The following is a 24,683-nucleotide window of genomic DNA, read 5'->3' on the forward strand; positions in this document are numbered from 1 at the left end:
TTATGACTCCTTATATAGAATCCGTCGAAAAAACGGACAGGCGACTGGTGAAAGTTACAGTCCGCCATCGGGGCAGTTCTCATGTGCACGTCCGGTGCAGATCGAGAGGCTCTCTTGCAGGAAGACCACTCCAACCTGTTACCGGGACATGCGAATGCAACTCACTGACAAAGTAATCATTATCACTGGCGGTTGCCAGGGTTTAGGCCGTTCCATGGCCGAGTATTTCGCCGGCAAAGGCGCGAAGCTTGCGCTGGTTGACCTGAACCAGGAAAAACTCGACGACGCCGTTGCCGCGTGCAAGGCCAAGGGTGTCGAGGCCCGCGCCTACCTGTGCAACGTCGCCAATGAAGAGCAAGTGACGCACATGGTCGCCCAGGTGGCCGAAGATTTCGGCGCGATCCATGGCCTGATCAACAACGCCGGGATCCTGCGCGACGGCTTGCTGCTCAAGGTCAAGGACGGCGAGATGACCAAGATGAGCCTGGCTCAATGGCAGGCGGTGATCGACGTCAACCTGACCGGCGTGTTCCTGTGCACCCGTGAAGTCGCGGCAAAAATGGTCGAGCTTAACAACAGCGGCGCAATCATCAATATCTCGTCGATCTCCCGTGCCGGCAACGTCGGCCAGACCAACTACTCCGCTGCCAAGGCCGGTGTGGCGGCGGCGACCGTGACCTGGGCGAAGGAACTGGCGCGCTATGGCATTCGTGTGGCGGGTATTGCGCCGGGCTTTATCGAAACCGAGATGACGCTGGGCATGAAGCCTGAAGCGCTGGAGAAGATGACGTCCGGGATTCCGCTCAAGCGTATGGGCAAGCCGGAAGAAATCGCTCATTCGGCGGCGTACATTTTCGAGAACGACTACTACACCGGTCGGATTCTGGAGATGGATGGCGGGTTGCGGGTTTAAACCCCCATAGATCAATGTGGGAGCTAGCCTGCTAGCGATTGCGGGGGTTCAGTCAACATATTTGTTGAATGTGAATCCGTTATCGCTAGCGGGCTAGCTCCCACAGTTGATTGTGTTTCAGGCCATCAATCGTCGCTGATGGTGATGTTCGGCATCGCCGGCGATACCGCTTCCTGCAACACAATCCGCGCGCCGACATGGCGGGCGAGTTCCTGGTAGACCAGCGCAATCGGGCTGTCCGGCTCGGCGATCACCGTTGGCTTGCCGCCGTCGGCCTGTTCGCGAATGGCCATTGCCAGCGGCAACGAAGCCAGCAGTTCAACGCCATATTGGTTGGCCAGCTTCACACCACCGCCCTCACCGAACAGATGCTCGGCATGCCCGCAGTTCGAGCAGATGTGCACGGCCATGTTTTCCACCACGCCCAGCACCGGGATGTTGACCTTGCGGAACATCTCCACGCCTTTGCGTGCGTCAAGTAACGCCAGGTCTTGCGGGGTGGTGACAATGACCGCGCCGGCCACCGGCACTTTTTGCGCCAGGGTCAGCTGGATGTCGCCGGTGCCTGGCGGCATGTCGATGACCAGGTAATCCAGATCGCCCCAGGCGGTTTGTGTCACCAGTTGCAACAGAGCACCGGAGACCATCGGCCCACGCCAGACCATCGGCGTGTTGTCGTCGGTCAAAAACGCCATCGACATCACTTCGACGCCATGGGACTCGATCGGCACGAACCACTTCTGATCCTTGACCTTTGGTCGGGTGCCTTCGGGAATGCCGAACATGATGCCCTGGCTCGGACCGTAAATGTCCGCGTCGAGGATCCCGACCTTGGCGCCTTCGCGGGCCAGGGCCAGCGCGAGGTTGGCGGCGGTGGTGGATTTGCCCACCCCCCCTTTGCCGGACGCCACGGCGACGACATTCTTGACGTTGGCCAGGCCCGGAATCTGTGCCTGGGCCTTGTGCGCGGCGATCACGCTGGTGATATCAACGCGGGCGCTGGCGACGCCGTCGAGGCCTTCGATGGCCATTTGCAGCATCTGTGCCCAGCCACTTTTGAACAGCCCGGCGGCGTAACCCAACTCCAGCTGGACGCTGACGCGATCACCCTGGATGTCGATGTTACGCACGCACCCGGCGCTGACCGGGTCCTGGTTCAGGTAAGGGTCGGTGTACTGGCGAAGGACGGCTTCCACCGCTGCGCGATTGACGGCGCTCATGGGCAACTCCGATAGCAAGACTGGAAAATCAGGCGGGTATCCTAACCGTTCTGAGCTCGGGGCGGCATGTCACACGATCATTTGTAGCGAACACATTCCCGTGGCGAGGGAGCTTGCTCCCGTTCGGCTGCGAAGCAGTCGCAATCAGACGAACGCGTTCCTTCTGCCGAAACCGGGTTGCAGGGTTTGGGGCGACTTCGCCGCCCAGCGGGAGCAAGCTCCCTCGCCACAAAAGCACTTTCACCCTCAAACTGCCTGTTCACAGGTTTGGGCATTCGATGCAACCGGAAACAGGCTGACGGGGTGAAAAATATGCGCCGGCGCTTTATAGTGGCGGACCTCCGTTTCATCAAGTAGCCGAGCCCCATGTCCGAGCCACGCAAGATCCTCGTCACCAGCGCCCTGCCCTATGCCAATGGTTCGATCCATCTTGGCCACATGCTGGAATATATCCAGACCGATATGTGGGTGCGCTTCCAGAAGCACCGCGGCAACCAATGCATTTATGTCTGCGCCGACGACGCTCACGGTTCGGCCATCATGTTGCGCGCGGAAAAGGAAGGCATCACCCCGGAACAACTGATCGCCAACGTCCAGGCTGAACACAGCGCCGACTTTGCCGAGTTCCTGGTGGACTTCGACAACTTCCACTCCACTCACGCCGAAGAAAACCGTGAGCTGTCGAGCCAGATCTACCTGAAGCTGCGCGACGCCGGGCACATCGCCCAGCGCTCGATCACTCAGTACTTCGACCCGGAAAAGAAAATGTTCCTGGCCGACCGCTTCATCAAGGGCACCTGCCCGAAGTGCGGCACCGAAGACCAGTACGGCGACAACTGCGAAAAATGCGGTGCAACCTACGCGCCGACCGACCTGAAGGATCCGAAGTCGGCGATCTCTGGCGCCACCCCGGTGCTCAAGGATTCCCAACACTTCTTCTTCAAGCTGCCGGACTTCCAGGAAATGCTGCAGGCCTGGACCCGCAGCGGCACCCTGCAAGACGCCGTGGCCAACAAGATCGCCGAATGGCTGGATGCCGGCCTGCAACAGTGGGACATCTCCCGCGATGCGCCGTACTTCGGTTTCGAAATTCCTGACGAGCCAGGCAAATACTTCTACGTCTGGCTGGACGCACCGATCGGCTACATGGCCAGCTTCAAGAACCTGTGCAACCGTACGCCGGAGCTGGATTTCGATGCGTTCTGGGGCAAGGACTCCACGGCCGAGCTGTACCACTTCATCGGCAAGGACATCGTCAACTTCCACGCCCTGTTCTGGCCAGCGATGCTCGAAGGCGCCGGTTTCCGTAAACCGACCGGCATCAACGTGCACGGCTACCTGACCGTCAACGGTCAGAAAATGTCCAAGTCCCGTGGCACCTTCATCAAGGCCCGGACCTACCTGGATCACCTGTCGCCGGAATACCTGCGTTATTACTATGCGGCCAAGCTGGGCCGTGGCGTCGATGACCTCGACCTGAACCTCGAAGACTTCGTGCAGAAGGTCAACTCCGACCTGGTCGGCAAAGTCGTCAACATCGCCAGCCGCTGCGCCGGTTTCATCCACAAAGGCAACGCTGGCGTGCTGGTGGCGGGTAACGCCGCACCGGAACTGACCGAAGCGTTCCTCGCCGCAGCGCCAAGCATCGCCGAAGCCTACGAGGCTCGCGACTTTGCCCGCGCCATGCGCGAGATCATGGGCCTGGCCGACCGCGCCAACGCCTGGATCGCCGACAAGGCACCGTGGTCGCTGAACAAACAGGAAGGCAAGCACGATGAAGTCCAGGCCATCTGCGCCCTGGGCATCAACCTGTTCCGCCAGTTGGTGATTTTCCTCAAACCGGTGCTGCCATTGCTGGCCGCCGATGCCGAGGCGTTCCTGAACGTCGCACCGCTGACCTGGAACGACCACGCGACCTTGCTCAGCAACCATCAGTTGAACGAGTTCAAACCGTTGATGACCCGTATCGACCCGGTGAAAGTGCAAGCCATGACCGATGCTTCGAAAGAAGACCTGACCGCCAGCCAGACCGACACCGGCGAAGCGGCACCTGCCGGCAACGGCGAACTGGCCAAGGATCCACTGTCGCCGGAGATCGAGTTCGACGCCTTTGCCGCGGTCGACCTGCGCGTCGCCCTGATCGTCAAGGCCGAACATGTAGAAGGTGCCGACAAGCTGTTGCGCCTGACCCTGGACATCGGTGACGAGCAACGCAACGTGTTCTCCGGAATCAAGAGCGCTTATCCGGATCCGTCCAAGCTCAATGGTCGCCTGACCATGATGATCGCCAACCTCAAGCCACGGAAAATGAAGTTCGGTATCTCCGAAGGCATGGTGATGGCGGCCGGCCCTGGCGGTGAAGAAATCTACCTGCTCAGCCCTGACAGCGGCGCCAAGCCAGGCCAGCGCATCAAGTAAGGCTCTGCAGTAAACCGATCCCACAGTCGTGCCCGGCGCGACTGTGGGATTTTCATATCTGGCCCACCCTCCTTCCTTGCCGGATAATGCCTAAGCTTTTTAGACCACCCCGTTAAAGAGCCTTCTTTCTTCCGGCACGATCATGACCGAGATTGTTCTTACGCTTATCAGCGCTGCCCTGATCAACAACTTCGTGTTGCACTGGCCGCTGGGCGTCGATCCGCTGCTTGGCACAGAGCGCCGTCAGGTGCATGCGCTGGGTATCGCGACGACCTGCCTGATGCTGATCGTCGGCATGCTCGGTCATGCCCTCTATCACTGGCTGCTGGTGCCGCTGGGGTTGAGTTCGCTGGGCCTGTTCGTGTTTTTACCACTGAGCGTTTTGCTGATCGCGCCGCTGCTGACGCTGCTGCCGAAGCTGTTTTCCACGCTGTCGTTCGAAGGTCTCTGGCCATTACTTCTGGGCAATGCCAGCGTCCTCGGGCTGGCGCTGATCAACGTGCGGGACGACAAGGGATTTTTCCACGCCACGGCCCTGAGCCTCGGTGCCGGATTGGGTTTCTGGCTGGTGCTGAGTCTGTTCTGCGACTTGCGCCAGCGCACCCTCGATAACGATGTTCCCCTGCCCTTTCGCGGCCTGCCGATCGACCTGATCGGCGCCGGTTTGATCGCAGTGGCTTTTCTCGGATTCAGCGGACTGATCAAAACATGAGTCTGATTCAACGCATCGACGCGCTTTTGCCGCAGACCCAGTGCGGCAAGTGTGGCCACCCCGGGTGCAAGCCGTACGCCGAGGGCATTGCCAGTGGCGAGCCGATCAACAAGTGTCCGCCCGGGGGCAGCGAAACCATCTCGGCACTGGCCCAATTGCTGAAAGTACCGGTGCTGGAACTGGACGTCAGTCGCGGTTCGGCCCCGGCGCAAATCGCCTACATCCGCGAGGCCGAGTGCATTGGTTGCACCAAATGCATTCAGGCCTGTCCGGTAGATGCCATCGTCGGCGCGGCGAAATTGATGCACACGGTGATCATCGACGAATGCACCGGTTGCGACCTCTGCGTGGCGCCTTGCCCGGTGGATTGCATCGAGATGCGGCCGTTGCCGCTGGCCACGGTGTTGCCGATTGTCGGTGGCCTGGCGTTCAGTCTTGAAGAACAACAGGCGCGTGCCGCCAAACGCAATCACGCACGGCGCCGTTTTGAACAGCGCAATGCGCGTTTGCATCGCGAAGAAGAACAGAAACTCGCCGAGCGCCAGGCCCGGGCACATCGTGCGGCGCAGCACACTGAAGTGACGACGCTCGACCCGGTTCAGGCCGCGCTGGAAAGGGTCCGTGTGCAGAAAGCGGCGAATGCCGATGCGGCGCTGAAGAAAGCCAAGATCGATCTGGCAATGAGCCGCGCGCAACTGAACAAATCGCTCAAAGCGTTCGGCCATCCGCCGACCTTCGAACAGCAATCGCAACTGGTTGTCCTGCAACAGCAGTTCGAAGCGTGCGAACAAGCCCTGGCGCAATTGGAAAGCAGTGCACTGCCTACCGCTGCACCCATTGAGCCAGTAAAGGACGCCGAGCTGAAACGAGCGAAGATCCAGCTGGCCATGCGCCGCGCCGAACTCAAGAAAGCTCAAACCAGCGAAGCGCCGGCCGAGCAAATCGAAGCCTTGCAATGCGCACTCGGCGACGCCGAAAAAGCCCTCCACACCGCCGAGGCTTCGAGCGAACAACCTTTACCTGACCTGGCGCGTGTTGAAAAACGTCCCATCGACAACCAGCTTCGCCAGCTGAAAACCGAATTGGCCTACGCTCGCGCCGACGTCAGCAAACTCGAACGACGCACCGACACACCCGCCGAACTGATGAACAAGGCGCGCGCCCGTCTCCAGGAAGCCGAGCGTCAGGTGGATGCCTATGTCGCCCCTTGAATCGGTCGACGAGCGCCTGCAGCAGGCCATGAAGCTGGTGTTGCTGGCCACCGTGCCGGGCATGCTGGTGTTGTTCTGGTTGTATGGCTGGGGTGTATTGATCAACCTGATGCTGGCCGGCGTGACCGCGCTGGCCGTTGAAGCGACGGTGTTGCAGTTGCGCAAGCGGGAGCTCAAACCCACCTTGAGCGACGGCAGTGCACTGGTCAGCGCGACGTTGCTGGCCCTGGCCTTGCCGCCGTATTGCCCGTGGTGGCTGACGGTCTGTGCCGCGGCGTTCGCGCTGGTCGGCAAACAGCTGTATGGCGGCGTCGGAAAAAATCCGTTCAACCCGGCGATGCTCGGTTTTGCCCTGGTGATGGTGACGTTTCCCCAGCAGATGACCCATTGGCCGTCGTCCCACGGCATGGACCTGCTCGGTGGTTTGCAACAAGTGTTCGGTTTCAGCCTCAGCCAGACGCCGGATGCCTGGGTCCAGGCCACGGCGCTGGACAGCTTGCGAATCAACAAAAGCCTGACCATGGACGAACTCTTCGCTGGCAATCCGGCCTTCGGTCACTTCGGTGCGCGCGGCGTGGAGTGGGTCAACCTCGCCTTTCTGGCGGGCGGCGTGTTTCTGCTGCAACGACGGGTGTTCAGCTGGCACGCACCGGTCGGCATGCTTGCCAGCCTGTTCGTCATCAGCCTGCTGTGCTGGAACGGCTCGGGGTCCGATTCCCATGGCTCGCCACTGTTTCATCTGCTCACCGGCGCGAGCATGCTGGGTGCGTTCTTTATCGTGACGGAACCGGTGTCGGGCGCCAAAACCCTGGCGCCCGACTGCTGTTCGGCGCGGGTGTGGGACTGCTGACTTACTTGATTCGTACCTGGGGCGGTTATCCGGACGGCGTGGCGTTTGCGGTGCTGTTGATGAACCTCTGCGTGCCGGCGCTGGACCGATTTGTCGCGTCGAGACAGGAGCGTGCTGCGCCATGAACCGAGCGTCGAGCGTGGTGATTCTGGTCGTGCTGGCAGGCCTGGGGATTGGCGCAACTTACCTTGTGCAGCAGAGCAGCGCGCCACGCATTGCGACTGAACAGCGCCTGATCGACAGCCGTAATCTGCTGGACCTGCTGCCCGCTGACAGTTACGACAATCAACCGCTGGAACAACCGTTGCGCCTCGACGATGCCGTGTTGACCAACAGCACATTGCAAGGCGGCTACCTGGCGACCAAGGCTGGCCAACCCAGCGTCGTTTTGTTGCGCAGTCAGGCATTGGGTTATACGGGCAGTATCGACTTGTTGATCGCCATCGGCGCAAACGGCAAGTTGGTGGGGATCAAATCCCTCAAGCAATCAGAGACTCCGGGGTTGGGTGCGCGAATCGCCGACTGGCCGAATGCCTGGCTCAACGCCTTTGCCGGCAAGTCACGAAACGAACCGGCCGACAATGGCTGGGCGTTGAAAAAGGATCAGGGCCAGTTTGATCAGATCGCAGGGGCGACCATCACTTCAAGAGCCGTGATCAACGCCATCCACGATGCCTTGCGCTACTTCGATGAACATCGGCAACAGTTGATCGGGAACAGTCCCCATGAATAAGTCATCGACGCTGCAGAACTCGCTGATGCTCGCACCGCTGATTGGCGCCACCGACTCATGGATGACCGCACTTGGCCTGTGGTTGATGTTCATTGTGGTGATCAGTGCCTACGGCGTCGGCATGGCGGCCCTGCGACCCCGACTTGTTCCGTCTGCCCGACTGTTTGCCGGCATTTTGCTGGCCGCCACGCTGACCAGTTGCGCGGAAATCGCGGCACAAGTCTGGTCACTCAAATGGCATCAGCAGGTGGGAATCTATGCCGGACTCATCGCCTTGCAATGTGTCGTTCTTGATCACACGGGCTTCTTCCAGAGCGCATTGCGCGACCGTCTTCGCCTCTGTGGCCTGTTCGGCGCGCTGATGGTCGGCTTGGGCCTGTTGCGCGAACTTATCGGCAATGGAGGCGTGCACCTGGCCACTCTGGTCCCCGGTGGATTCATTCTGCTGGGGCTGGTGATCGCTGCCTGGCAGGCCTGGTCCCGCCCGAATCCCTCACACTGACCGTTTTCGAGGAAACGCACTGCCTATGAATGCTGCAAAACGTCTGGAAATTTTCCGTAGGCTGCATGAAGACAACCCGGAACCGAAGACCGAACTGGCCTACTCCTCGCCGTTCGAATTGCTGATCTCCGTGATTCTCTCAGCGCAATCGACCGATGTCGGCGTTAACAAGGCCACCGCGAAACTCTACCCGGTGGCCAATACGCCGCAGGCGATTTATGCGCTGGGCGTCGAGGGATTGTCGGAACACATCAAGACCATCGGCCTGTTCAACAGCAAGGCAAAAAACGTGATCGAGACGTGTCGCTTGCTGGTGGAACGTCATGCGGGCGAAGTACCGCAGACCCGCGAAGAGCTGGAAGCGCTGCCCGGCGTTGGCCGTAAAACCGCCAACGTGGTGCTCAACACAGCCTTTCGCCAACTGACCATGGCCGTGGACACCCACATTTTCCGGGTCAGTAACCGTACCGGCATTGCGCCAGGCAAAAACGTGGTCGAGGTCGAGAAAAAACTGATGAAGTTTGTGCCCAAGGAATACCTGCTCGATTCCCATCACTGGCTGATTCTTCACGGACGTTACGTCTGCCTGGCCCGCAAGCCCCGTTGTGGCAGTTGCCGGATCGAAGACCTGTGCGAATACAAGCACAAGACTTCGGACGATTGAGGCGCTATTAGGTTTTTTGATTTATCGATTGAAAAAATCTTTTTTACCCGCGGAGAGATTGTCGCTATAAGGGGCGCCAAAGGCAGTCTTAGCCTGGAGTTAACCTTATGAGCACTGGCAAAGAGCAATTGGACGTAGAAGAGGACTTCACACCCGTTGAGGCCGATGACGCGGAACCGGTGGTTGAAGTGGCAAAGACCAACCTGAGCAAACGCCGCACGATCGACAACTTACTGGAGGAGCGCCGACTGCAAAAACAGTTGGCCGATTACGATTTTGACCTATGACATCTGAAAGCCTCCCGAAACGGAGGCTTTTTTTTAAGTGTGAAACCTCGAAAACGCCCATTTACCAAGCCCCGTGAAGCGCTGGTGCAGTCACACCAGCCCATTGCGTTGAGCCAGCTCGATCAAGTCCACCAAGGATCGCGCATTGAGCTTCAACAACAGGCGAGTCTTGTAAGTACTGACGGTTTTGTTGCTGAGGAACATTCCATCGGCAATTTCCTTATTGGTCTTGCCTCGGGCCAACTGTTGCAAAACCATCATCTCCCGCCCCGACAGACGATCCACCATATCGGCTTCACTGGCGTTCCCCAGACTGGAACGCACTGTATGCAGGGCTTGATTGGGAAAATAACTGTAGCCTGACAATACAGCCTTTATTGCACTGAGCAACTCAGTGAGATCCTGTTGTTTGCAAACATATCCGGCAGCACCGGACTGCATGCAACGCATCGAAAAATGTCCAGGCGCCTGGGAAGTCAATATCAGTACTTTCATTGGCATTGCTGCCGAGACAAGGCGCGCAATGACTTCCAGTCCATCCAGCTTCGGTATTCCTATATCCAGGATGACAATATCCGGCATATGTTCACGAGCCAGTTGTAAGGCATCCACGCCATTATCTGTTTCTGCAATGACTTCGTAGCCATGACGCTCCATCAGCATACGTACCGCAAGACGAATGACGGGGTGATCATCCACGATCAGCACTTTATTCATGGGCAAGTCCAATTTTCGCTGTTCGAATTTTTAGAGCCCGCACAATAGCCTAGTCGTTTCACCCATGGCACGCTGCCCCTCTCGGTCACCCACACCGAGAGACATTCCCTACAAACAATACGGAATATTCTTACAAGAAATCTTCGAGAGCGGCGTGTCGGAAATTTTATTTGCTTTATGACATGCCACTCTTCAACAATTTTTTTGTATCAATCTACAAAAATAAAACCAGAAAAATAAATCAATATCTCTAGCCCGACGAGGCCTGTAGTTGAGCTACTCTTTACGAGAACCTACATTTCAGCGCTTGTGCGACACATTGAAAACACCACACACAAAACTTTACAGCAAAAGCACTCCAACAACTCAACCAAGATAAAACAGATATAGGCCAACTATAAATTCACAGTTAACATAAAGATCGCAACACTCAACTATCACCCATTAACCCAACGAGAAAAGACAAACTTATATGAGTACAAAACATGATAAAACTCAAACAGAGAATCACCAACCCCATGACAGTCATCGCAATATTCGCAACACTGTCTGAAACATCGGCAGCCGTCTCCCTGCCGTTCCTCGATAATAAGGAACGAGAGCTCTATATCTGGTTTTTGATCAGCTTTCCTTTTTATTTGCTTCTTCTGTTCTTCGCCACCCTCAACTTCAATTATCGATCGCTCTATGCGCCGTCCGATTTTGAGAAGGGAAAGCACTTCATAAAAGTCATGGACAATGCCGAGCGTCCGGATGTTGCTCAAGGCACGCCTGGCGAAAACGGCGGACGGGAAAACTTCTCGATCCAGCACCACATCGAGTTGCCCGAGCGTCTTGAAGACCTGCACATCATTGATGCGCGATGGATGAACAGAAAAAACGAATTCCGCGAGTTTCTGGAAAGGATTCGGTTACCCAAGGGAGATTCGACGCAAGTTGTCGTGTTTCTCACCAGTGCCGAATCAGAGAATTTACTGAAAGAAAGCGCGATCAAATTTTTCAGACACGTAAAGAAACGCAACGGCGCACCGTTTTGCATTGCTTACAATGTGAGCTCACACGACGTGACGGTCATTGATCAACTCGCCAGACTGGCCCACAGCGGTCAGTAGCGTTTTACGATCGACAGGAGAGCAGCAGGCAGGAATGGCGCTTACGAAACAAGAAAGATGAATCGCAATGTCAGAAAGAAAAATCCCTATTTCCAAATTTGTGGCCTTGTCAAAACAAGGCCACAAATTCCATCAGAGCGTCAGAAACTTCAGAAAAGCTTCCGACCCTTGTTCGCCGCAATACGCATGCGCAGGGCGTTCAGCTTGATGAAGCCAGCCGCATCCGCCTGGTTGTAGGCGCCGCCATCTTCTTCAAATGTCGCAATGTTGGCGTCGAACAACGATTCGTCGGACTTGCGACCCGTGACGATGACGTTGCCCTTGTACAGCTTCAGGCGCACAACGCCGTTCACGTGTGCCTGGGAAGCATCGATCATCTGTTGCAGCATCAGACGCTCAGGGCTCCACCAGTAACCGGTGTAGATCAGACTGGCGTATTTAGGCATCAACTCGTCTTTGAGGTGAGCCACTTCACGGTCCAGGGTGATCGATTCGATCGCACGGTGAGCGCGCAGCATGATGGTGCCGCCTGGGGTTTCGTAGCAGCCCCGGGACTTCATGCCCACGTAACGGTTCTCGACGATGTCGAGGCGGCCGATGCCGTGTTCGCCACCGATACGGTTCAGGGTCGCCAGCACCGTCGCTGGAGTCATTTCGACGCCGTCCAATGCAACGATGTCGCCGTTGCGGTAGGTCAGTTCCAGGTACTGCGCTTTATCTGGAGCCTTCTCCGGGGAGACGGTCCATTTCCACATGTCTTCTTCGTGCTCGGTCCAGGTGTCTTCCAGCACGCCGCCTTCATAGGAGATGTGCAGCAGGTTGGCATCCATCGAGTACGGGGATTTTTTCTTGCCGTGACGCTCGATCGGGATGTTGTGCTTTTCAGCGTAATCCATCAGCTTTTCACGGGACAGCAGGTCCCATTCGCGCCACGGTGCAATCACTTTCACACCTGGCTTCAAGGCGTAGGCGCCGAGTTCAAAACGAACCTGGTCGTTGCCTTTGCCGGTGGCGCCGTGGGAAATGGCGTCAGCGCCGGTTTCGTTGGCGATTTCGATCAAGCGCTTGGCGATCAACGGACGAGCGATGGAAGTACCCAGCAGGTACTCGCCTTCGTAAACGGTGTTGGCGCGGAACATCGGGAAAACGAAATCGCGCACGAACTCTTCGCGCAGATCGTCGATGTAGATCTCTTTCACGCCCATGGCCTGAGCCTTGGCACGTGCAGGTTCGACCTCTTCGCCCTGACCCAGGTCAGCGGTGAAGGTCACGACTTCACAGTTATAAGTATCCTGCAGCCACTTGAGGATCACCGAAGTGTCCAGGCCGCCGGAATACGCCAGAACGACCTTGTTTACGTCCGCCATGCCATCACTCCACGGGGTTCTACGGAAAGCCGTCAAGTCTACCGGTCATGCAGGATAATTTACAGAGGCGCGACAGCTTATGACGACGAAGCGACAGATTATGTCGAGCGGGCGACGATGACAGCCGGTTCAGGAGGTCTTCGCGGCGCTCGCCGATGCTGTTGATTGGGGCGCCGGTTGCTCGGTGGGCGCGACCCGCGCGAGGTGCACATTGACCCGACGGTTTTTCGCCCGATTGGTCGCATTGGTGTTGGGCGCCAACGGATAGCGCTCGCCGTGGAAGCGCACGGTAATCTGCGATTCCTGAACACCGTTGGCCTTGAAGAACTCCATAACCGCCAGCGCTCGACGCCGCGACAAGTCACGATTGGTCAGGCGGTTGCCGCTGTTGTCGGAGTGGCCGTCGAGTTCGATGTGATTGACCGTCGGATCGGCCTTCATGAACTCCAGCATCACCTGCAACTGAGCCTTGGCCTGCGTGTCGAGATCGAGGCCGTCGCCGGGAAAGCCGATTTGCGTCTGTTTAACCTGCTCGAAGTTCTTCGGCAGCAGCTTCGCCACGCAGCCCTGATAATCGTTGAACGCCTTGCTGAACTTGACCGGCAACAGCCGCACTTCCGAGACCCGGCCATCACCCGAATAATGTCGGACGACCGGACTGCGCCCATCCATCAGGCCACTGATCAAGCGTCCGGCCTGAACCTGCGAACTGTTGAACAGCACATTGCCGCTGCCGATCTGTACGGAACCGAGATTGATGTCGCCACGCCCCGGCTGCCAGGGTGCAGCGGCCGCCAATAAGGTCGCCGAGCCGCCGCCGACCATCGAGTTGTAGGCTTTCAGACGAAACGTCGCCTGCTCGCCGGCGCGACGCACGAACTCACCCGAACCGAAATCGGTAATCGGTTGAGTCAGGCGGCACTCGAACTTGTCCCCTTCGACCGTCCACTCGATGCTCTCCAGACGGGTCTGGAAAGTGAGCGCCATCGCGGGAAGGCTGGCAAACACACTGAGCAAGGCTAAATAACGCTGGCGCACGGGAGGCTCCACTGGCTTCTACAACAAAAAGACCGACACACACATGTTTACGGCGTACCTGTTGGATATCGGAAGCTTCCTGCAAAACTTGATAGCGAGTGCCTGAGAGAGTCTTTTCCGGTAGCATTCCCCTGAGTTTGACCCGCCTGGAATCCCCTCATGTCCGACCGCCTGACCCTGCTGCGTCCCGACGACTGGCACATTCATCTTCGCGATGGTGCCGTGTTGACCAATACCGTTGCGGATGTCGCGCGCACCTTTGGTCGCGCCATCATCATGCCCAACCTGGTACCTCCGGTGCGCAACGCCGCTGAAGCCGACGGCTATCGCCAGCGGATTATCGCTGCACGCCCGGCCGGCAGTCGTTTCGAACCATTGATGGTGCTTTACCTGACCGACCGTACCCAGCCCGAAGAAATTCGTGAGGCCAAGGCCAGCGGCTTCGTGCACGCCGCCAAGTTGTACCCGGCCGGCGCGACCACCAACTCGGACTCTGGCGTCACCAGCATCGACAAGATTTTTCCTGCGCTCGAGGCCATGGCCGAAGTCGGGATGCCTTTGTTGGTTCACGGTGAAGTCACCCGTGGCGATGTCGACGTGTTCGACCGCGAAAAACTTTTCATCGATGAGCACATGCGTCGTGTGGTCGAGCGCTTCCCGACGCTCAAAGTGGTGTTCGAACACATCACCACCGCGGACGCCGTGCAGTTCGTCAACGAGGCTTCGGCCAACGTTGGCGCGACCATCACCGCGCATCACCTCTTGTACAACCGCAACCACATGCTGGTCGGCGGAATTCGGCCGCATTTCTACTGCTTGCCGATTCTCAAGCGCAATACCCATCAGGAAGCCCTGCTCGACGCCGCCACCAGCGGCAGCGACAAGTTCTTCCTCGGCACCGACTCGGCGCCGCACGCCCAGCACGCCAAGGAAGCCGCTTGCGGTTGTGCCGGTTGCTACACCGCTTATGCGGCGATCGAGATGTACGCCGAAGCGTTCGAACAACGCAATGCGCTGGACAAGCTCGAAGCCTTCGCCAGCCTTAACGGCCCGCGCTTCTATGGCCTGCCGGTGAACACCGATCGCATCACCCTGGTCCGCGACGAGTGGACCGCCCCAACCAGCCTGCCATTTGGCGAGCTGACCGTTATCCCGCTGCGCGCCGGTGAAAAACTGCGCTGGCGCCTGCTGGAGGAACACGCGTGAGTGAAGACCATTTCGACGACGAACAGGACGGTCAAGGCGGCGGAGGTGGTCCACGCCACCCGATGGCAGCTCGATTCCGTGGATACCTGCCAGTCGTTGTCGACGTTGAAACCGGTGGTTTCAACTCTGCCACTGACGCCTTGCTGGAAATAGCCGCTACCACCATTGCCATGGATGAGAAGGGTTTTGTATACCCGGATCACACCTACTTCTTCCGCGTCGAGCCTTTTGAAGGCGCCAACATCGAAGCGGCTGCCCTGGAGTTCACCGGGATCAAACTCGATCACCCGCTGCGCATGGCCGTGAGTGAAGAAGCGGCGCTGACCGATATCTTCCGTGGCATCCGCAAGGCGTTGAAAGCCAACGGCTGCAAGCGAGCGATCCTGGTCGGGCACAACAGCAGTTTCGATCTGGGCTTCCTGAACGCGGCGGTTGCGCGTCTGGACATGAAGCGCAACCCGTTCCATCCATTCTCCAGTTTCGACACGGCAACCCTCGCCGGTCTGGCCTACGGTCAAACCGTGCTGGCGAAAGCCTGTCAGGCGGCCGACATCGACTTCGACGGTCGCGAGGCCCACTCGGCTCGCTACGACACCGAGAAGACGGCTGAGCTGTTCTGCGGCATCGTCAACCGCTGGAAGCAAATGGGCGGCTGGGAAGACTACAACGACTGATTCAAGCCCTCGGGTTTATCCCGCCCATAAAAAAACCGGCCTCAACGGCCGGTTTTTTTATGCCTCGAACGCGCCTTACAGGGCAGCAGCGTTCTCGGTCAGGTAAGCCGCGACGCCTTCGGTCGAAGCGGTCATGCCTTTGTCGCCTTTCTTCCAGTTGGCAGGGCAGACTTCGCCGTGCTCTTCGTGGAATTGCAGAGCGTCGACCAGACGGATCAGCTCTTCCATGTTACGGCCCAGCGGCAGGTCGTTGATGATCTGCGAGCGGACAACGCCTTTGTCGTCGATCAGGAACGCGCCACGGAAAGCCACACCGCCTTCGGACTCAACGTCGTAGGCCTTGGCAATTTCGTGCTTCATGTCGGCAGCCATGGTGTAGCGAACCTGGCCGATACCGCCATTGTTCACCGGGGTGTTGCGCCATGCGTTGTGAGTGAAGTGCGAGTCGATCGAAACGGCGATCACTTCAACATTGCGTGCCTTGAAGTCGGACATACGGTTGTCCAGAGCGATCAGCTCGGATGGGCAAACGAAGGTGAAGTCCAGTGGGTAGAAGAACACCAGGCCGTATTTGCCTTTGATGGCCGACGACAGGGTGAAGCTGTCGACGATTTCGCCATTGCCGAGTACGGCCGGTACGGTGAAGTCAGGGGCTTGCTTGCCTACGAGTACGCTCATTGAATATCTCCTGGTGTAAAAACGTGAAGTTCCGGGTTGGCGCCAGCCTGTCACCCTCAGGCGACAGCCCTGTGACACCCACCCGCTTCATAAGGACCGGCCATCATACACTGCGTTTTTGAGCTGTCCTCAACGGTTTTTCGCCAACACCTCAAATTGCCGTCGTCGCGATTACTGGCAGATTGCCCTGGAGAAAACCGTTCGTCAGCCATCCACGCTTATAACGCAAAGCTTTCAGAAACCACTTTGACAATCATTCTCGTTAACATTAAGATCCATCGCAACTGAGTCACCACCAGCGACGGTTCTTAGCTTATGTATGTCTGCCTCTGCACTGGCGTCACCGACGGACAAATCCGCGAAGCAATCTATGAAGGATGCTGCAGCTACAAGGAAGTCCGCCAGGCTACCGGCGTAGCCAGCCAATGCGGCAAATGCGCCTGCCTTGCCAAGGAAGTGGTGCGTGAAACCCTGACCAAATTGCAAACAGCCCAGGCTGCGATTCCTTTCCCTGTAGAATTTACTGCCGCGTAAATACCCTATTCCAAAGAACCGGACTTTATGTCCGGTTTTTTTATGCCTGAAAATCAATTGGTTACGCGCTAGACGCGGAACACAAACATTCTTATTCCGATTAATTTTCACTTAAGTTTCAATAACTTAGGTTTGACACTCTTAGTTGCGCGGCTCAAACTCTGCTTTATAGACAGCTATTACAGGGCAGGATCCCATCATGAAAGGCGACATTACAGTCATCCAGCATCTCAACAAGATCCTTGCCAATGAGCTGGTCGCGATCAATCAGTATTTTCTGCATGCGCGCATGTATGAAGATTGGGGTCTAAACAAGCTCGGCAAGCACGAATACCACGAGTCCATCGACGAGATGAAACACGCGGACAAGCTGATCAAGCGCATCCTGTTCCTGGAAGGCCTGCCGAATGTGCAGGATCTGGGCAAGCTGCAGATCGGCGAGCACACCCAGGAAATGCTTGAGTGCGACCTGCGTATCGAACGTACCGGCCACGCTGACCTGAAAGTCGCAATTGCTCATTGCGAAACGGTTGGCGATTTCGGTAGCCGTGAACTGCTCGAAGACATTCTCGAATCCGAAGAAGAACATATCGACTGGCTTGAAACCCAACTGGGCCTGATCGATAAAGTCGGTCTTGAGAACTATCTGCAATCGCAGATGGGCGAAGAGTAATTAGCGTCCGCTAAACTCGAGACAATAAAAAGCCCCGCTCTCTTAAAGAGGCGGGGCTTTTTTATGTCTGCTCTTGTAGGAGCGAAGCTTGCTCGCGAAAGCGGTGTGTCAGGTACAAAGCCTTCGCGGGCAAGCCTCGCTCCTACAGGAACCGAATCAGGCTTCTGACTTGTTGGCAGCAGCCGCTTCAACAGCCGCTTTGATGGTGCTTTGCAGCGAACCGTCTGCAGCCATCTCGGTCATGATATCGCTACCGCCGACCAGCTCACCACCGACCCACAGCTGCGGGAAAGTTGGCCAGTTGGCGTATTTTGGCAGGTTGGCGCGGATTTCCGGGTTCTGCAGGATGTCCACGTACGCAAACTTTTCGCCACATGCCATCACGGCCTGCGCGGCTTTCGCGGAGAAGCCACACTGCGGGGCATTCGGCGAACCTTTCATGTAAAGCAGAATGGTGTTGTTAGCAATCTGCTCTTTAATCGTTTCGATGATATCCATGGAGCACCTCGGCTGAACTTTCCGACTCAGGGGTCGGCACGGTGGCGCATTGTAACGGAAACCCGAGCGCCATGCTCGGTCTCCCCGACAGACTCAATCAAGCCGCCGCCACGGTCACGGGCACACCGTTCAACGCCGCATTCCCCGACAACTCGTCGAGCTGACACTCGTCGGTCAGGTCATTGGCGCTGGAACCCGGCTGGCCGCTGGCAATCGTCATCTGCACGCCGGGCCGCGCATGACCCCAACCGTGCGGCAGGCTGACCACACCTTTCATCATATCCAGGCTCGCGACCACTTCAACTTCGATCACGCCGACCCGTGAACTAACCCGTACTCGCTGACCGTCGCCAAGCCCTCGACTGGCCAGGTCGTCGGGATGCATCAACAGTTGATGGCGCGGTTTGCCCTTCACCAGACGATGGTAATTGTGCATCCACGAGTTATTGCTGCGTACGTGACGACGGCCGATCATCAGCAGCTCGTCGGCAGCTGGCGCTTGCAACGAAGCGAACCGCGTCAGGTCAGCGAGAATCGCAGCGGGCGCCGCCTGAACGCGTTGGTTAGCGGTTTTAAGGCGCGGAGCAAGGTTGGATTTCAGCGCACCCAGATCAACACCATGCGGATGATCGAACAACGTCGCCAGCGAGAGCTGGTGTTCCGAGGCATCGCCATACAAGCCCATCCGCAAACCACGATCGATCATCTGTGCGGGGGGAATCGTCGGTTTCAGTTCCTTGCCGGTCTTCGCGGCAAAGGCCTTGGCCAGCCCGACGAAAATTTCCCAGTCGTGCAGTGCGCCTTCCGGTTTGGCCAGAATCGCGCGGTTGAACCGGCTGACGTTACGCACCGCGAACATGTTGAAGGTGGTGTCGTAATGATCGTTTTCCAATGCCGAGGTAGACGGCAGGATCAGATCGGCATAGCGCGTTGTTTCGTTGATGTACAGGTCGACACTGACCATGAACTCCAACCCGTCCAGCGCCTGTTCAAGCTGTCGGCCATTGGGCGTCGACAGCACCGGATTACCGGCCACGGTGATCAGCGCACGGACCTGCCCTTCCCCTTCGGTGAGCATCTCCTCGGCCAGCGCCGACACCGGCAGCTCGCCGCCGTATTCCGGACGCCCGGACACGCGGCTCTGCCACAGGTTGAAATGCCCGCCCGAGGTGGACGCCACCAGGTCCACCGCCGGCTCGGTGCACAACGCGCCGCCCACTCGATCGAGGTTGCCGGTGACCAGATTGATCAGTTGCACCACCCAATGGCACAACGTCCCGAACGCCTGGGTCGAGACACCCATGCGGCCGTAGCAGACCGCTGTCGGCGCCGCCGCGAAGTCCCGCGCCAGTTGGCGAATCTGCTCGGCTGGCACAGCACACAGCGGGCTCATGGCCTCGGCAGTGAAACCCGCGACGGCTTCGCGCACCTCATCCAGACCGTCCACCGGCAAATGGCTGTCGCGGGTCAGGTCTTCTGCGAACAAGGTGTTGAGCAGCCCGAACAACAGCGCCGCATCGCCTCCGGGACGCACAAACAGATGCTGGTCGGCCATTGCCGCCGTCTCGCTGCGTCGCGGATCGACCACCACCACTTTGCCGCCCCGGGCCTGAATCGCCTTCAGGCGCTTTTCCACATCCGGCACGGTCATGATGCTGCCGTTGGAGGCCAGCGGGTTACCGCCGAGGATCAACATGAAATCGGTGTGATCGATGTCCGGGATCGGCAACAGCAAACCGTGGCCGTACATCAAATGACTGGTCAGGTGATGCGGTAACTGATCGACCGACGTCGCGGAAAAACGGTTGCGGGTTTTCAACAGGCCGAGAAAGTAATTGCTGTGAGTCATCAGCCCGTAGTTGTGCACGCTGGGGTTGCCTTGATACACCGCCACCGCGTTCTGCCCGTGCCGCGCCTGAATATCGGCCAGGCGTTCGGCAACCAGGTTGAAGGCATCATCCCATTCGATAGGCTGCCATTCGCTACCGACCCGAAGCATCGGCTGACGCAGACGGTCCGGATCGTTTTGAATATCTTGAAGGGCGACAGCCTTGGGGCAGATGTGCCCGCGACTGAACGTATCCTGGGCGTCGCCCTTGATCGAGGTGATCTGCACATTGCCATCGGCCTCGGTGGTCTCGATGGTCAGGCCGCAGATGGCTTCACACAGGTGGCAGGCACGGTGATGGAGAGTCTTGGTCATGGCCAGTCTCTGTTTTGTTCTTGGCGGGCAATATCGGCCGCGGGATCAAAACTATGGCCTGCGCTCCGCCGCTACGCCAGCGACGTTCGTCTTGTGAATCGGCGACCATCAGGCCAGCCGATGGCCGACAGGGATCAGTTCGACGGCAGCCTCGGCGGCGCCTGCAACTGGATCTCCTGAATGGTTTCGATCTGCTCGTGGGCGACATGCACCCCGGTAAGTTCGCCGATCAGTCGCCAGTGCTCGTCAAGACCTGCGCTGATGGTGGCCATGCGATCGATCATCCGCCGGCCAGCGGCCTTGGTCACCTCGTCGTTGCTTCGCAAAAGCTCGAAGGACATCGAGGTCATGGAAGCCGTGAGATGCGTCAGTGAGCGGGCCGTGAGGCCGAGCAGTTCCATGAGTTGCTGTTCTTTCGATTCCATTCCAAAGGCTTCCTGCGTCATTCGTGACTTAGTTATAACCCAGCACATTGCATTAGCAAGTGTTTCAGACGAGGCACATTGCCATCGACGGCCTCGAACAAGGGGTCAGAAACCGACCGCCACAGCGCCATCCCCGCCCCGCTTGATTGCAAAGCCCCGCGAGCCCAGTGTACAAATGACGGGCTGCTGTCAGGAAACCGGCTTCAAACGCGCTACTGCAATCACCCCGTAGCCCTTCTGAAATCCCCTAAACTCCGTAGCCTATTGGAAAAACGCGACATTTAATGTCAAGATCGCGCCTTCCCTATTTCGTCGCCCCGTGCGGCTTACGCCGCAGGTCTCGCCCGTTTCAATTAAACAAGGCTTTGAGTATCTGCGGTCTGTTGCAAAAAGGTAGTCAATGATGAGCGCAAGGCACTTTCTCTCCCTGATGGATTGCACGCCCGAAGAGCTGGTCAGCGTGATCCGTCGAGGCGTTGAGCTCAAAGACCTGCGTAACCGCGGCGTACTGTTCGAGCCTCTGAAAAACCGCGTGCTCGGGATGATTTTCGAGAAGTCCTCGACCCGCACCCGTATCTCGTTCGAGGCCGGCATGATCCAGCTCGGCGGCCAGGCCATCTTCCTGTCGCCGCGCGACACCCAACTGGGCCGCGGCGAACCGATCGGCGACGCCGCCATTGTCATGTCGAGCATGCTCGATGCAGTGATGATCCGTACGTTTTCCCACAGCACACTGACCGAATTCGCCGCAAATTCGCGCGTCCCGCTGATCAACGGCCTGTCCGACGATTTGCACCCGTGCCAGTTGCTGGCCGACATGCAAACCTTCCTCGAACACCGCGGCTCGATCCAGGGAAAAACCGTGGCCTGGATCGGCGATGGCAACAACATGTGCAACAGCTATATAGAAGCGGCGATCCAGTTCGACTTCCAACTGCGCATCGCGTGCCCTGAAGGCTATGAACCCAACCCCGAATTCGTGGCCAGGGCCGGAGATCGGGTGACCATCGTTCGCGACCCGAAGGATGCCGTGCGTGGCGCGCATCTGGTGAGCACCGACGTCTGGACCTCCATGGGCCAGGAAGAAGAAACCGCCAAGCGCCTGAAGCTGTTCTCGCCGTTCCAGGTCAATCGCGCGCTGCTGGATCTGGCCGCCGAGGACGTGCTGTTCATGCATTGCCTGCCCGCCCACCGTGGCGAAGAGATCAGCCTCGATCTGCTCGATGACCCGCGCTCCGTCGCCTGGGATCAAGCGGAAAACCGCCTCCACGCACAAAAGGCCCTGCTCGAGTTTCTCGTCGAGCCGGCGTATCACCACGCATGAGCCAGCCACTACTGCTAAACCTGCGCAACCTCGCCTGCGGTTATCAGGACCAGCGCGTTGTGCAGAACTTGAACCTGCATTTGAATGCCGGCGACATCGGTTGCCTGCTTGGCTCTTCAGGCTGCGGCAAAACCACGACCCTGAGGGCAATTGCCGGTTTTGAACCGGTACACGAAGGTGAAATCACCCTCGCGGGCGAGACCATCTCCAGCGCCGGGTTCACCCTCGCCACGGAGAAACGCCGTATCGGCATGGTGTTCCAGGATTACGCCCTGTTTCCGCATTTGAGCGTGGCCGAGAACATCGCGTTCGGGATTCGCAAGCACCCGCAAAAGGATCGCGTCACCGAAGAGCTTCTGGAACTGGTCAATCTGAAAAACCTCGGCAAACGTTTCCCGCACGAGCTTTCCGGTGGTCAGCAACAGCGTGTCGCATTGGCCCGCGCCCTGGCGCCAGAACCACAATTGCTGCTGCTGGATGAACCGTTTTCCAACCTCGACGGCGAACTGCGGCGCAAGCTCAGCCACGAAGTGCGCGACATCCTCAAGGCTCGTGGCACCAGTGCGATTCTGGTGACCCACGACCAGGAAGAAGCCTTCGCGGTCAGCGATCATGTGGGGGTTTTCAAGGAGGGTCGCCTGGAACAGTGGGACACGCCCTACAACCTCTATCACGAACCGCTGACGCCGTATGTGGCCAGTTTCATTGGTCAGGGCTACTTCATTCGCGGTCAGTTGAGCAGCCCGGAATCGGTGCAGACCGAGCTGGGTCAATTGCGTGGTAATCGTGCCTACACCTGGCCGGTTGGCGGTGCGGTGGATGTGCTGCTGCGCCCGGACGATATCGTTTATGCACCGGAAAGCGATTTGAAGGCGCGGATTGTCGGCAAGTCGTTTCAGGGTGCGTCGACGTTGTATCGGTTGCAGTTGCCCACCGGGGCGCAGTTGGAATCGATATTCCCGAGCCATGTTGATCAACTGGTGGGAGCAGAGGTTGGCATTCGCGTGGCGGCTGAACATCTGGTGTTGTTCCAGGCGTCCGGTAGCACGGCGGCGCAGATACCGGCAGTCGAGTCCGGAGTCCGGCGCTACAGCACTGCCAGCTGATACACCCTAAACCTGTAGGAGCGAGGCTTGCCCGCGAACTGTAGGAGCAGGGCTTGCCCGCCAAGGCGTAGTGTCAGTCGATATCGTCATTGACTGACACTACGCCTTCGCGGGCAAGCCTCGCTCCTACAGGAATTGCGTTAACCCAACATCAGCGTTCCACTCGCCACCAGCGTCGCATTCCCGCCAATCTTCACCCGGTCCCCTTCCAATCGGCAGAACAACTCCCCGCCGCGCTTCGAACACTGATACGCCGTCAGACTCGACTTGCCCAAACGTTTCGACCAGTACGGAATCAGGCTGCAATGGGTCGATCCAGTGACCGGATCTTCGTTGATACCAATCGCCGGCGCAAAGTACCGCGACACAAAATCATGCTTGCTGCCCTTGGCGGTGACGATAGCGCCTGGCCACGGCAGTTTGGCCAACGCGACCATGTCTGGCTGGCAATCGAGCACGGCCTGCTCCGATTCCAGCACCACGAACAATTCATTTGAACCCAGCACATCGACCACTTCGGTACCCAGGGCGCGTTCGACATCCAGTGTCACGCCTACTTCAGACGGTACGATCGCCGGAAAGTCCAGCCATAGCCGCTCACCTTCGCGACTCACACTCAACAGGCCGGATTTGCAAATGAAATCCAGTTGCTCGGCGGACTCTTTATAGACCTCAAACAAAACATACGCGCTGGCCAGGGTGGCATGCCCACACAACGGCACTTCGGTCGTCGGAGTAAACCAGCGAATGTGCCAGCCCTGCCCTTCACGCACCACGAAGGCGGTTTCGGCGAGGTTGTGCTCGGCGGCGATCTTCTGCATCAGCTCGTCGGCGAGCCAGGCATCGAGCCGATAGACCATCGCCGGGTTACCACTGAACGGCCTATCACCAAACGCATCGACCTGATGAAACTCAAGCTGCATAACCTTCTCCCTGATTCAGGCGCGGCCGATATCGGCGAATTTGGCCTGGGTGTGTTCGGCCAGTACCGCGGGAGCCAGTTCCACTTCCAGACCGCGCCGACCGGCACTGACAAAAATGCTGGCGAAGGGCTGAGCCGAATTGTCGATAAAAGTGCGCAGGCGCTTTTTCTGACCCAGCGGGCTGATACCGCCCAACAGATAACCCGTCGAACGTTGCGCGGCGGCCGGGTCGGCCATTTCGACTTTTTTTACGCCGGCCGCATGCGCCAGGCCCTTCAAGTCCAGACTTCCGACGACCGGCACCACAGCCACCAATAACTCCCCTTTCTCGCTGGCCGCCAGCAATGTCTTGAACACCTGCGCCGGGGCCAGCCCCAGTTTTTCCGCGGCCTCCAGCCCATAGGACGCTGCCTTCGGATCATGTTCGTAACTGTGCACGCGATGTTCGGCACGAACTTTTTTCAACAAATCCAATGCGGGGGTCATGACAGCTCCAGACTGGGCGGCAGAGAAAAAATACTGCGCTGGATTCTAGGACATTGCTCCATAAAAGGCTCTATCACGGCAGCGTTTCCACAGCTTGGCGCTGGCTTTTACCGTTCGTCAGAGATCGTCTCGCCCGCCAAACAAAACGATCATTCATGTGACTAATAGTTGCATTGTGACCGACAGTTCACTTTCGACCTTTGACAGCA

The 24,683-nt window shown here is 58.1% G+C and carries 25 protein-coding genes and 1 pseudogene; 16 read left to right on the plus strand and 10 right to left on the minus strand.

The genetic code is table 11. From position 1 onward, the window contains the following. Positions 1 to 154 precede the first annotated feature (154 nt). Complete coding sequence (locus KJF94_RS20690; protein ID WP_214378371.1) at positions 155 to 913, plus strand: SDR family oxidoreductase; 759 nt, start codon at positions 155 to 157, stop codon at positions 911 to 913. 125 nt (positions 914 to 1,038) lie between these two features. On the opposite strand, the gene apbC is transcribed toward KJF94_RS20690, so the two are convergent. Then, complete coding sequence (apbC, locus tag KJF94_RS20695; RefSeq protein ID WP_214378373.1) at positions 1,039 to 2,133, minus strand: iron-sulfur cluster carrier protein ApbC; 1,095 nt, start codon at positions 2,131 to 2,133, stop codon at positions 1,039 to 1,041. Positions 2,134 to 2,499: 366 nt separating this feature from the next. Between apbC and metG the strand changes: the two genes are divergently transcribed. The 8 genes and pseudogenes from metG (at position 2,500) to KJF94_RS20735 (ending at position 9,510) form a co-directional block, all read left to right on the plus strand. Next, complete coding sequence (gene metG, locus KJF94_RS20700; RefSeq protein ID WP_214378375.1) at positions 2,500 to 4,551, plus strand: methionine--tRNA ligase; 2,052 nt, start codon at positions 2,500 to 2,502, stop codon at positions 4,549 to 4,551. A gap of 142 nt (positions 4,552 to 4,693) precedes the next feature. Next, positions 4,694 to 5,263 (plus strand): electron transport complex protein RnfA, encoded by a 570-nt coding sequence (locus tag KJF94_RS20705; protein ID WP_214378377.1) that lies wholly within the window; start codon positions 4,694 to 4,696, stop codon positions 5,261 to 5,263. Next, a complete protein-coding gene (gene rsxB / locus KJF94_RS20710) occupies positions 5,260 to 6,474 on the plus strand; it encodes an electron transport complex subunit RsxB (RefSeq protein WP_214378379.1) in 1,215 nt (404 codons plus the stop codon). The genes KJF94_RS20705 and rsxB overlap by 4 nt, the downstream gene beginning before the upstream one ends. After that, positions 6,461 to 7,449 (plus strand): annotated as a pseudogene (locus tag KJF94_RS20715) (RnfABCDGE type electron transport complex subunit D). Before rsxB ends, KJF94_RS20715 begins: the two are co-directional and overlap by 14 nt. Further along, positions 7,446 to 8,057 carry an RnfABCDGE type electron transport complex subunit G gene (locus KJF94_RS20720; RefSeq protein ID WP_214378381.1) on the plus strand — a complete coding sequence of 204 codons (612 nt, stop codon included), beginning with the start codon at positions 7,446 to 7,448 and terminating at the stop codon, positions 8,055 to 8,057. The pseudogene KJF94_RS20715 and the gene KJF94_RS20720 overlap by 4 nt, the downstream one beginning before the upstream one ends. Beyond that, positions 8,050 to 8,559 carry an Rnf-Nqr domain containing protein gene (locus tag KJF94_RS20725; protein WP_214378383.1) on the plus strand — a complete coding sequence of 170 codons (510 nt, stop codon included), beginning with the start codon at positions 8,050 to 8,052 and terminating at the stop codon, positions 8,557 to 8,559. The genes KJF94_RS20720 and KJF94_RS20725 overlap by 8 nt, the downstream gene beginning before the upstream one ends. 25 nt (positions 8,560 to 8,584) lie before the next feature. Beyond that, on the plus strand, positions 8,585 to 9,223 hold the full coding sequence (nth, locus tag KJF94_RS20730) for an endonuclease III (RefSeq protein ID WP_214378385.1): 639 nt from the start codon (positions 8,585 to 8,587) through the stop codon (positions 9,221 to 9,223). Positions 9,224 to 9,330: 107 nt separating this feature from the next. Further along, on the plus strand, positions 9,331 to 9,510 hold the full coding sequence (locus KJF94_RS20735) for a PA3496 family putative envelope integrity protein (RefSeq protein ID WP_084322711.1): 180 nt from the start codon (positions 9,331 to 9,333) through the stop codon (positions 9,508 to 9,510). Between the two features lie 90 nt (positions 9,511 to 9,600). Here the strand turns inward: KJF94_RS20735 and KJF94_RS20740 are convergent, their stop codons facing one another. Continuing rightward, positions 9,601 to 10,227: a response regulator transcription factor gene (locus tag KJF94_RS20740; protein ID WP_084322710.1), complete on the minus strand. Its 627-nt coding sequence runs from the start codon at positions 10,225 to 10,227 to the stop codon at positions 9,601 to 9,603. 485 nt (positions 10,228 to 10,712) lie between these two features. Here KJF94_RS20740 and KJF94_RS20745 point away from each other — a divergent pair, with 485 nt between their 5' ends. After that, on the plus strand, positions 10,713 to 11,339 hold the full coding sequence (locus KJF94_RS20745) for a hypothetical protein (protein ID WP_214378387.1): 627 nt from the start codon (positions 10,713 to 10,715) through the stop codon (positions 11,337 to 11,339). Between the two features lie 149 nt (positions 11,340 to 11,488). Here the strand turns inward: KJF94_RS20745 and KJF94_RS20750 are convergent, their stop codons facing one another. Continuing rightward, a complete protein-coding gene (locus tag KJF94_RS20750) occupies positions 11,489 to 12,706 on the minus strand; it encodes an argininosuccinate synthase (protein ID WP_007898502.1) in 1,218 nt (405 codons plus the stop codon). Positions 12,707 to 12,835: 129 nt separating this feature from the next. After that, positions 12,836 to 13,744: a flagellar protein MotY gene (locus KJF94_RS20755; RefSeq protein WP_214378389.1), complete on the minus strand. Its 909-nt coding sequence runs from the start codon at positions 13,742 to 13,744 to the stop codon at positions 12,836 to 12,838. Between the two features lie 159 nt (positions 13,745 to 13,903). On the opposite strand from KJF94_RS20755, the gene pyrC reads away from it, so the two are divergent. Then, the gene (pyrC, locus tag KJF94_RS20760) at positions 13,904 to 14,950 is read left to right on the plus strand and encodes a dihydroorotase (RefSeq protein ID WP_214378391.1); all 1,047 of its coding nucleotides are present in this window, start codon (positions 13,904 to 13,906) and stop codon (positions 14,948 to 14,950) included. Then, positions 14,947 to 15,624: a ribonuclease T gene (gene rnt / locus KJF94_RS20765; RefSeq protein WP_007938919.1), complete on the plus strand. Its 678-nt coding sequence runs from the start codon at positions 14,947 to 14,949 to the stop codon at positions 15,622 to 15,624. The genes pyrC and rnt overlap by 4 nt, the downstream gene beginning before the upstream one ends. A 75-nt stretch (positions 15,625 to 15,699) precedes the next feature. Here rnt and KJF94_RS20770 read toward each other — a convergent pair whose 3' ends face one another. Next, complete coding sequence (locus KJF94_RS20770) at positions 15,700 to 16,302, minus strand: peroxiredoxin (RefSeq protein ID WP_017340570.1); 603 nt, start codon at positions 16,300 to 16,302, stop codon at positions 15,700 to 15,702. 315 nt (positions 16,303 to 16,617) lie between these two features. Here KJF94_RS20770 and KJF94_RS20775 point away from each other — a divergent pair, with 315 nt between their 5' ends. After that, entirely contained in the window at positions 16,618 to 16,836 is a 219-nt protein-coding gene (locus KJF94_RS20775; protein ID WP_008032160.1) for a bacterioferritin-associated ferredoxin, read from the plus strand. A gap of 199 nt (positions 16,837 to 17,035) precedes the next feature. Continuing rightward, positions 17,036 to 17,509, plus strand: coding sequence for a bacterioferritin (gene bfr, locus KJF94_RS20780; RefSeq protein WP_017340571.1), 474 nt, complete (start codon positions 17,036 to 17,038; stop codon positions 17,507 to 17,509). A gap of 156 nt (positions 17,510 to 17,665) precedes the next feature. Here the strand turns inward: bfr and grxD are convergent, their stop codons facing one another. From grxD to KJF94_RS20795, 3 genes are all read right to left on the minus strand, one after another. Continuing rightward, positions 17,666 to 18,007, minus strand: coding sequence for a Grx4 family monothiol glutaredoxin (grxD, locus tag KJF94_RS20785; RefSeq protein WP_016773402.1), 342 nt, complete (start codon positions 18,005 to 18,007; stop codon positions 17,666 to 17,668). A 97-nt stretch (positions 18,008 to 18,104) separates the two neighbouring features. Next, the gene (locus KJF94_RS20790) at positions 18,105 to 20,210 is read right to left on the minus strand and encodes a molybdopterin oxidoreductase family protein (protein WP_214378393.1); all 2,106 of its coding nucleotides are present in this window, start codon (positions 20,208 to 20,210) and stop codon (positions 18,105 to 18,107) included. 134 nt (positions 20,211 to 20,344) lie between these two features. Next, positions 20,345 to 20,635 carry a hypothetical protein gene (locus KJF94_RS20795; RefSeq protein WP_150639464.1) on the minus strand — a complete coding sequence of 97 codons (291 nt, stop codon included), beginning with the start codon at positions 20,633 to 20,635 and terminating at the stop codon, positions 20,345 to 20,347. A 403-nt stretch (positions 20,636 to 21,038) separates the two neighbouring features. On the opposite strand from KJF94_RS20795, the gene argF reads away from it, so the two are divergent. Together argF and KJF94_RS20805 are read left to right on the plus strand one after the other, a co-directional pair. Next, on the plus strand, positions 21,039 to 21,959 hold the full coding sequence (gene argF / locus KJF94_RS20800) for an ornithine carbamoyltransferase (RefSeq protein WP_214384919.1): 921 nt from the start codon (positions 21,039 to 21,041) through the stop codon (positions 21,957 to 21,959). Continuing rightward, positions 21,956 to 23,065, plus strand: a complete 1,110-nt coding sequence (locus tag KJF94_RS20805) for an ABC transporter ATP-binding protein (protein WP_214378395.1) — start codon at positions 21,956 to 21,958, stop codon at positions 23,063 to 23,065. Before argF ends, KJF94_RS20805 begins: the two co-directional genes overlap by 4 nt. A 140-nt stretch (positions 23,066 to 23,205) precedes the next feature. Here the strand turns inward: KJF94_RS20805 and KJF94_RS20810 are convergent, their stop codons facing one another. Next, complete coding sequence (locus tag KJF94_RS20810) at positions 23,206 to 23,988, minus strand: PhzF family phenazine biosynthesis protein (RefSeq protein WP_214378397.1); 783 nt, start codon at positions 23,986 to 23,988, stop codon at positions 23,206 to 23,208. Positions 23,989 to 24,003: 15 nt separating this feature from the next. Next, entirely contained in the window at positions 24,004 to 24,474 is a 471-nt protein-coding gene (ybaK, locus tag KJF94_RS20815; RefSeq protein WP_214378399.1) for a Cys-tRNA(Pro) deacylase, read from the minus strand. Positions 24,475 to 24,683 lie beyond the last annotated feature (209 nt).

The organism is Pseudomonas hormoni (genome assembly GCF_018502625.1).
GTDB classification, from domain to species: domain Bacteria; phylum Pseudomonadota; class Gammaproteobacteria; order Pseudomonadales; family Pseudomonadaceae; genus Aquipseudomonas; species Aquipseudomonas hormoni.

What these genes read in the sequence shown, in the direction of transcription:
- KJF94_RS20690 (WP_214378371.1), top strand. Translation starts at nt 155, where the DNA reads ATGCAACTCACTGACAAAGTAATCATTATCACTGGCGGTTGCCAGGGT.
- apbC (WP_214378373.1), bottom strand. Translation starts at nt 2,133, where the DNA reads ATGAGCGCCGTCAATCGCGCAGCGGTGGAAGCCGTCCTTCGCCAGTAC.
- metG (WP_214378375.1), top strand. Translation starts at nt 2,500, where the DNA reads ATGTCCGAGCCACGCAAGATCCTCGTCACCAGCGCCCTGCCCTATGCC.
- KJF94_RS20705 (WP_214378377.1), top strand. Translation starts at nt 4,694, where the DNA reads ATGACCGAGATTGTTCTTACGCTTATCAGCGCTGCCCTGATCAACAAC.
- rsxB (WP_214378379.1), top strand. Translation starts at nt 5,260, where the DNA reads ATGAGTCTGATTCAACGCATCGACGCGCTTTTGCCGCAGACCCAGTGC.
- KJF94_RS20720 (WP_214378381.1), top strand. Translation starts at nt 7,446, where the DNA reads ATGAACCGAGCGTCGAGCGTGGTGATTCTGGTCGTGCTGGCAGGCCTG.
- KJF94_RS20725 (WP_214378383.1), top strand. Translation starts at nt 8,050, where the DNA reads ATGAATAAGTCATCGACGCTGCAGAACTCGCTGATGCTCGCACCGCTG.
- nth (WP_214378385.1), top strand. Translation starts at nt 8,585, where the DNA reads ATGAATGCTGCAAAACGTCTGGAAATTTTCCGTAGGCTGCATGAAGAC.
- KJF94_RS20735 (WP_084322711.1), top strand. Translation starts at nt 9,331, where the DNA reads ATGAGCACTGGCAAAGAGCAATTGGACGTAGAAGAGGACTTCACACCC.
- KJF94_RS20740 (WP_084322710.1), bottom strand. Translation starts at nt 10,227, where the DNA reads ATGAATAAAGTGCTGATCGTGGATGATCACCCCGTCATTCGTCTTGCG.
- KJF94_RS20745 (WP_214378387.1), top strand. Translation starts at nt 10,713, where the DNA reads ATGATAAAACTCAAACAGAGAATCACCAACCCCATGACAGTCATCGCA.
- KJF94_RS20750 (WP_007898502.1), bottom strand. Translation starts at nt 12,706, where the DNA reads ATGGCGGACGTAAACAAGGTCGTTCTGGCGTATTCCGGCGGCCTGGAC.
- pyrC (WP_214378391.1), top strand. Translation starts at nt 13,904, where the DNA reads ATGTCCGACCGCCTGACCCTGCTGCGTCCCGACGACTGGCACATTCAT.
- KJF94_RS20770 (WP_017340570.1), bottom strand. Translation starts at nt 16,302, where the DNA reads ATGAGCGTACTCGTAGGCAAGCAAGCCCCTGACTTCACCGTACCGGCC.
- KJF94_RS20775 (WP_008032160.1), top strand. Translation starts at nt 16,618, where the DNA reads ATGTATGTCTGCCTCTGCACTGGCGTCACCGACGGACAAATCCGCGAA.
- bfr (WP_017340571.1), top strand. Translation starts at nt 17,036, where the DNA reads ATGAAAGGCGACATTACAGTCATCCAGCATCTCAACAAGATCCTTGCC.
- grxD (WP_016773402.1), bottom strand. Translation starts at nt 18,007, where the DNA reads ATGGATATCATCGAAACGATTAAAGAGCAGATTGCTAACAACACCATT.
- KJF94_RS20790 (WP_214378393.1), bottom strand. Translation starts at nt 20,210, where the DNA reads ATGACCAAGACTCTCCATCACCGTGCCTGCCACCTGTGTGAAGCCATC.
- KJF94_RS20795 (WP_150639464.1), bottom strand. Translation starts at nt 20,635, where the DNA reads ATGGAATCGAAAGAACAGCAACTCATGGAACTGCTCGGCCTCACGGCC.
- argF (WP_214384919.1), top strand. Translation starts at nt 21,039, where the DNA reads ATGAGCGCAAGGCACTTTCTCTCCCTGATGGATTGCACGCCCGAAGAG.
- KJF94_RS20805 (WP_214378395.1), top strand. Translation starts at nt 21,956, where the DNA reads ATGAGCCAGCCACTACTGCTAAACCTGCGCAACCTCGCCTGCGGTTAT.
- KJF94_RS20810 (WP_214378397.1), bottom strand. Translation starts at nt 23,988, where the DNA reads ATGCAGCTTGAGTTTCATCAGGTCGATGCGTTTGGTGATAGGCCGTTC.
- ybaK (WP_214378399.1), bottom strand. Translation starts at nt 24,474, where the DNA reads ATGACCCCCGCATTGGATTTGTTGAAAAAAGTTCGTGCCGAACATCGC.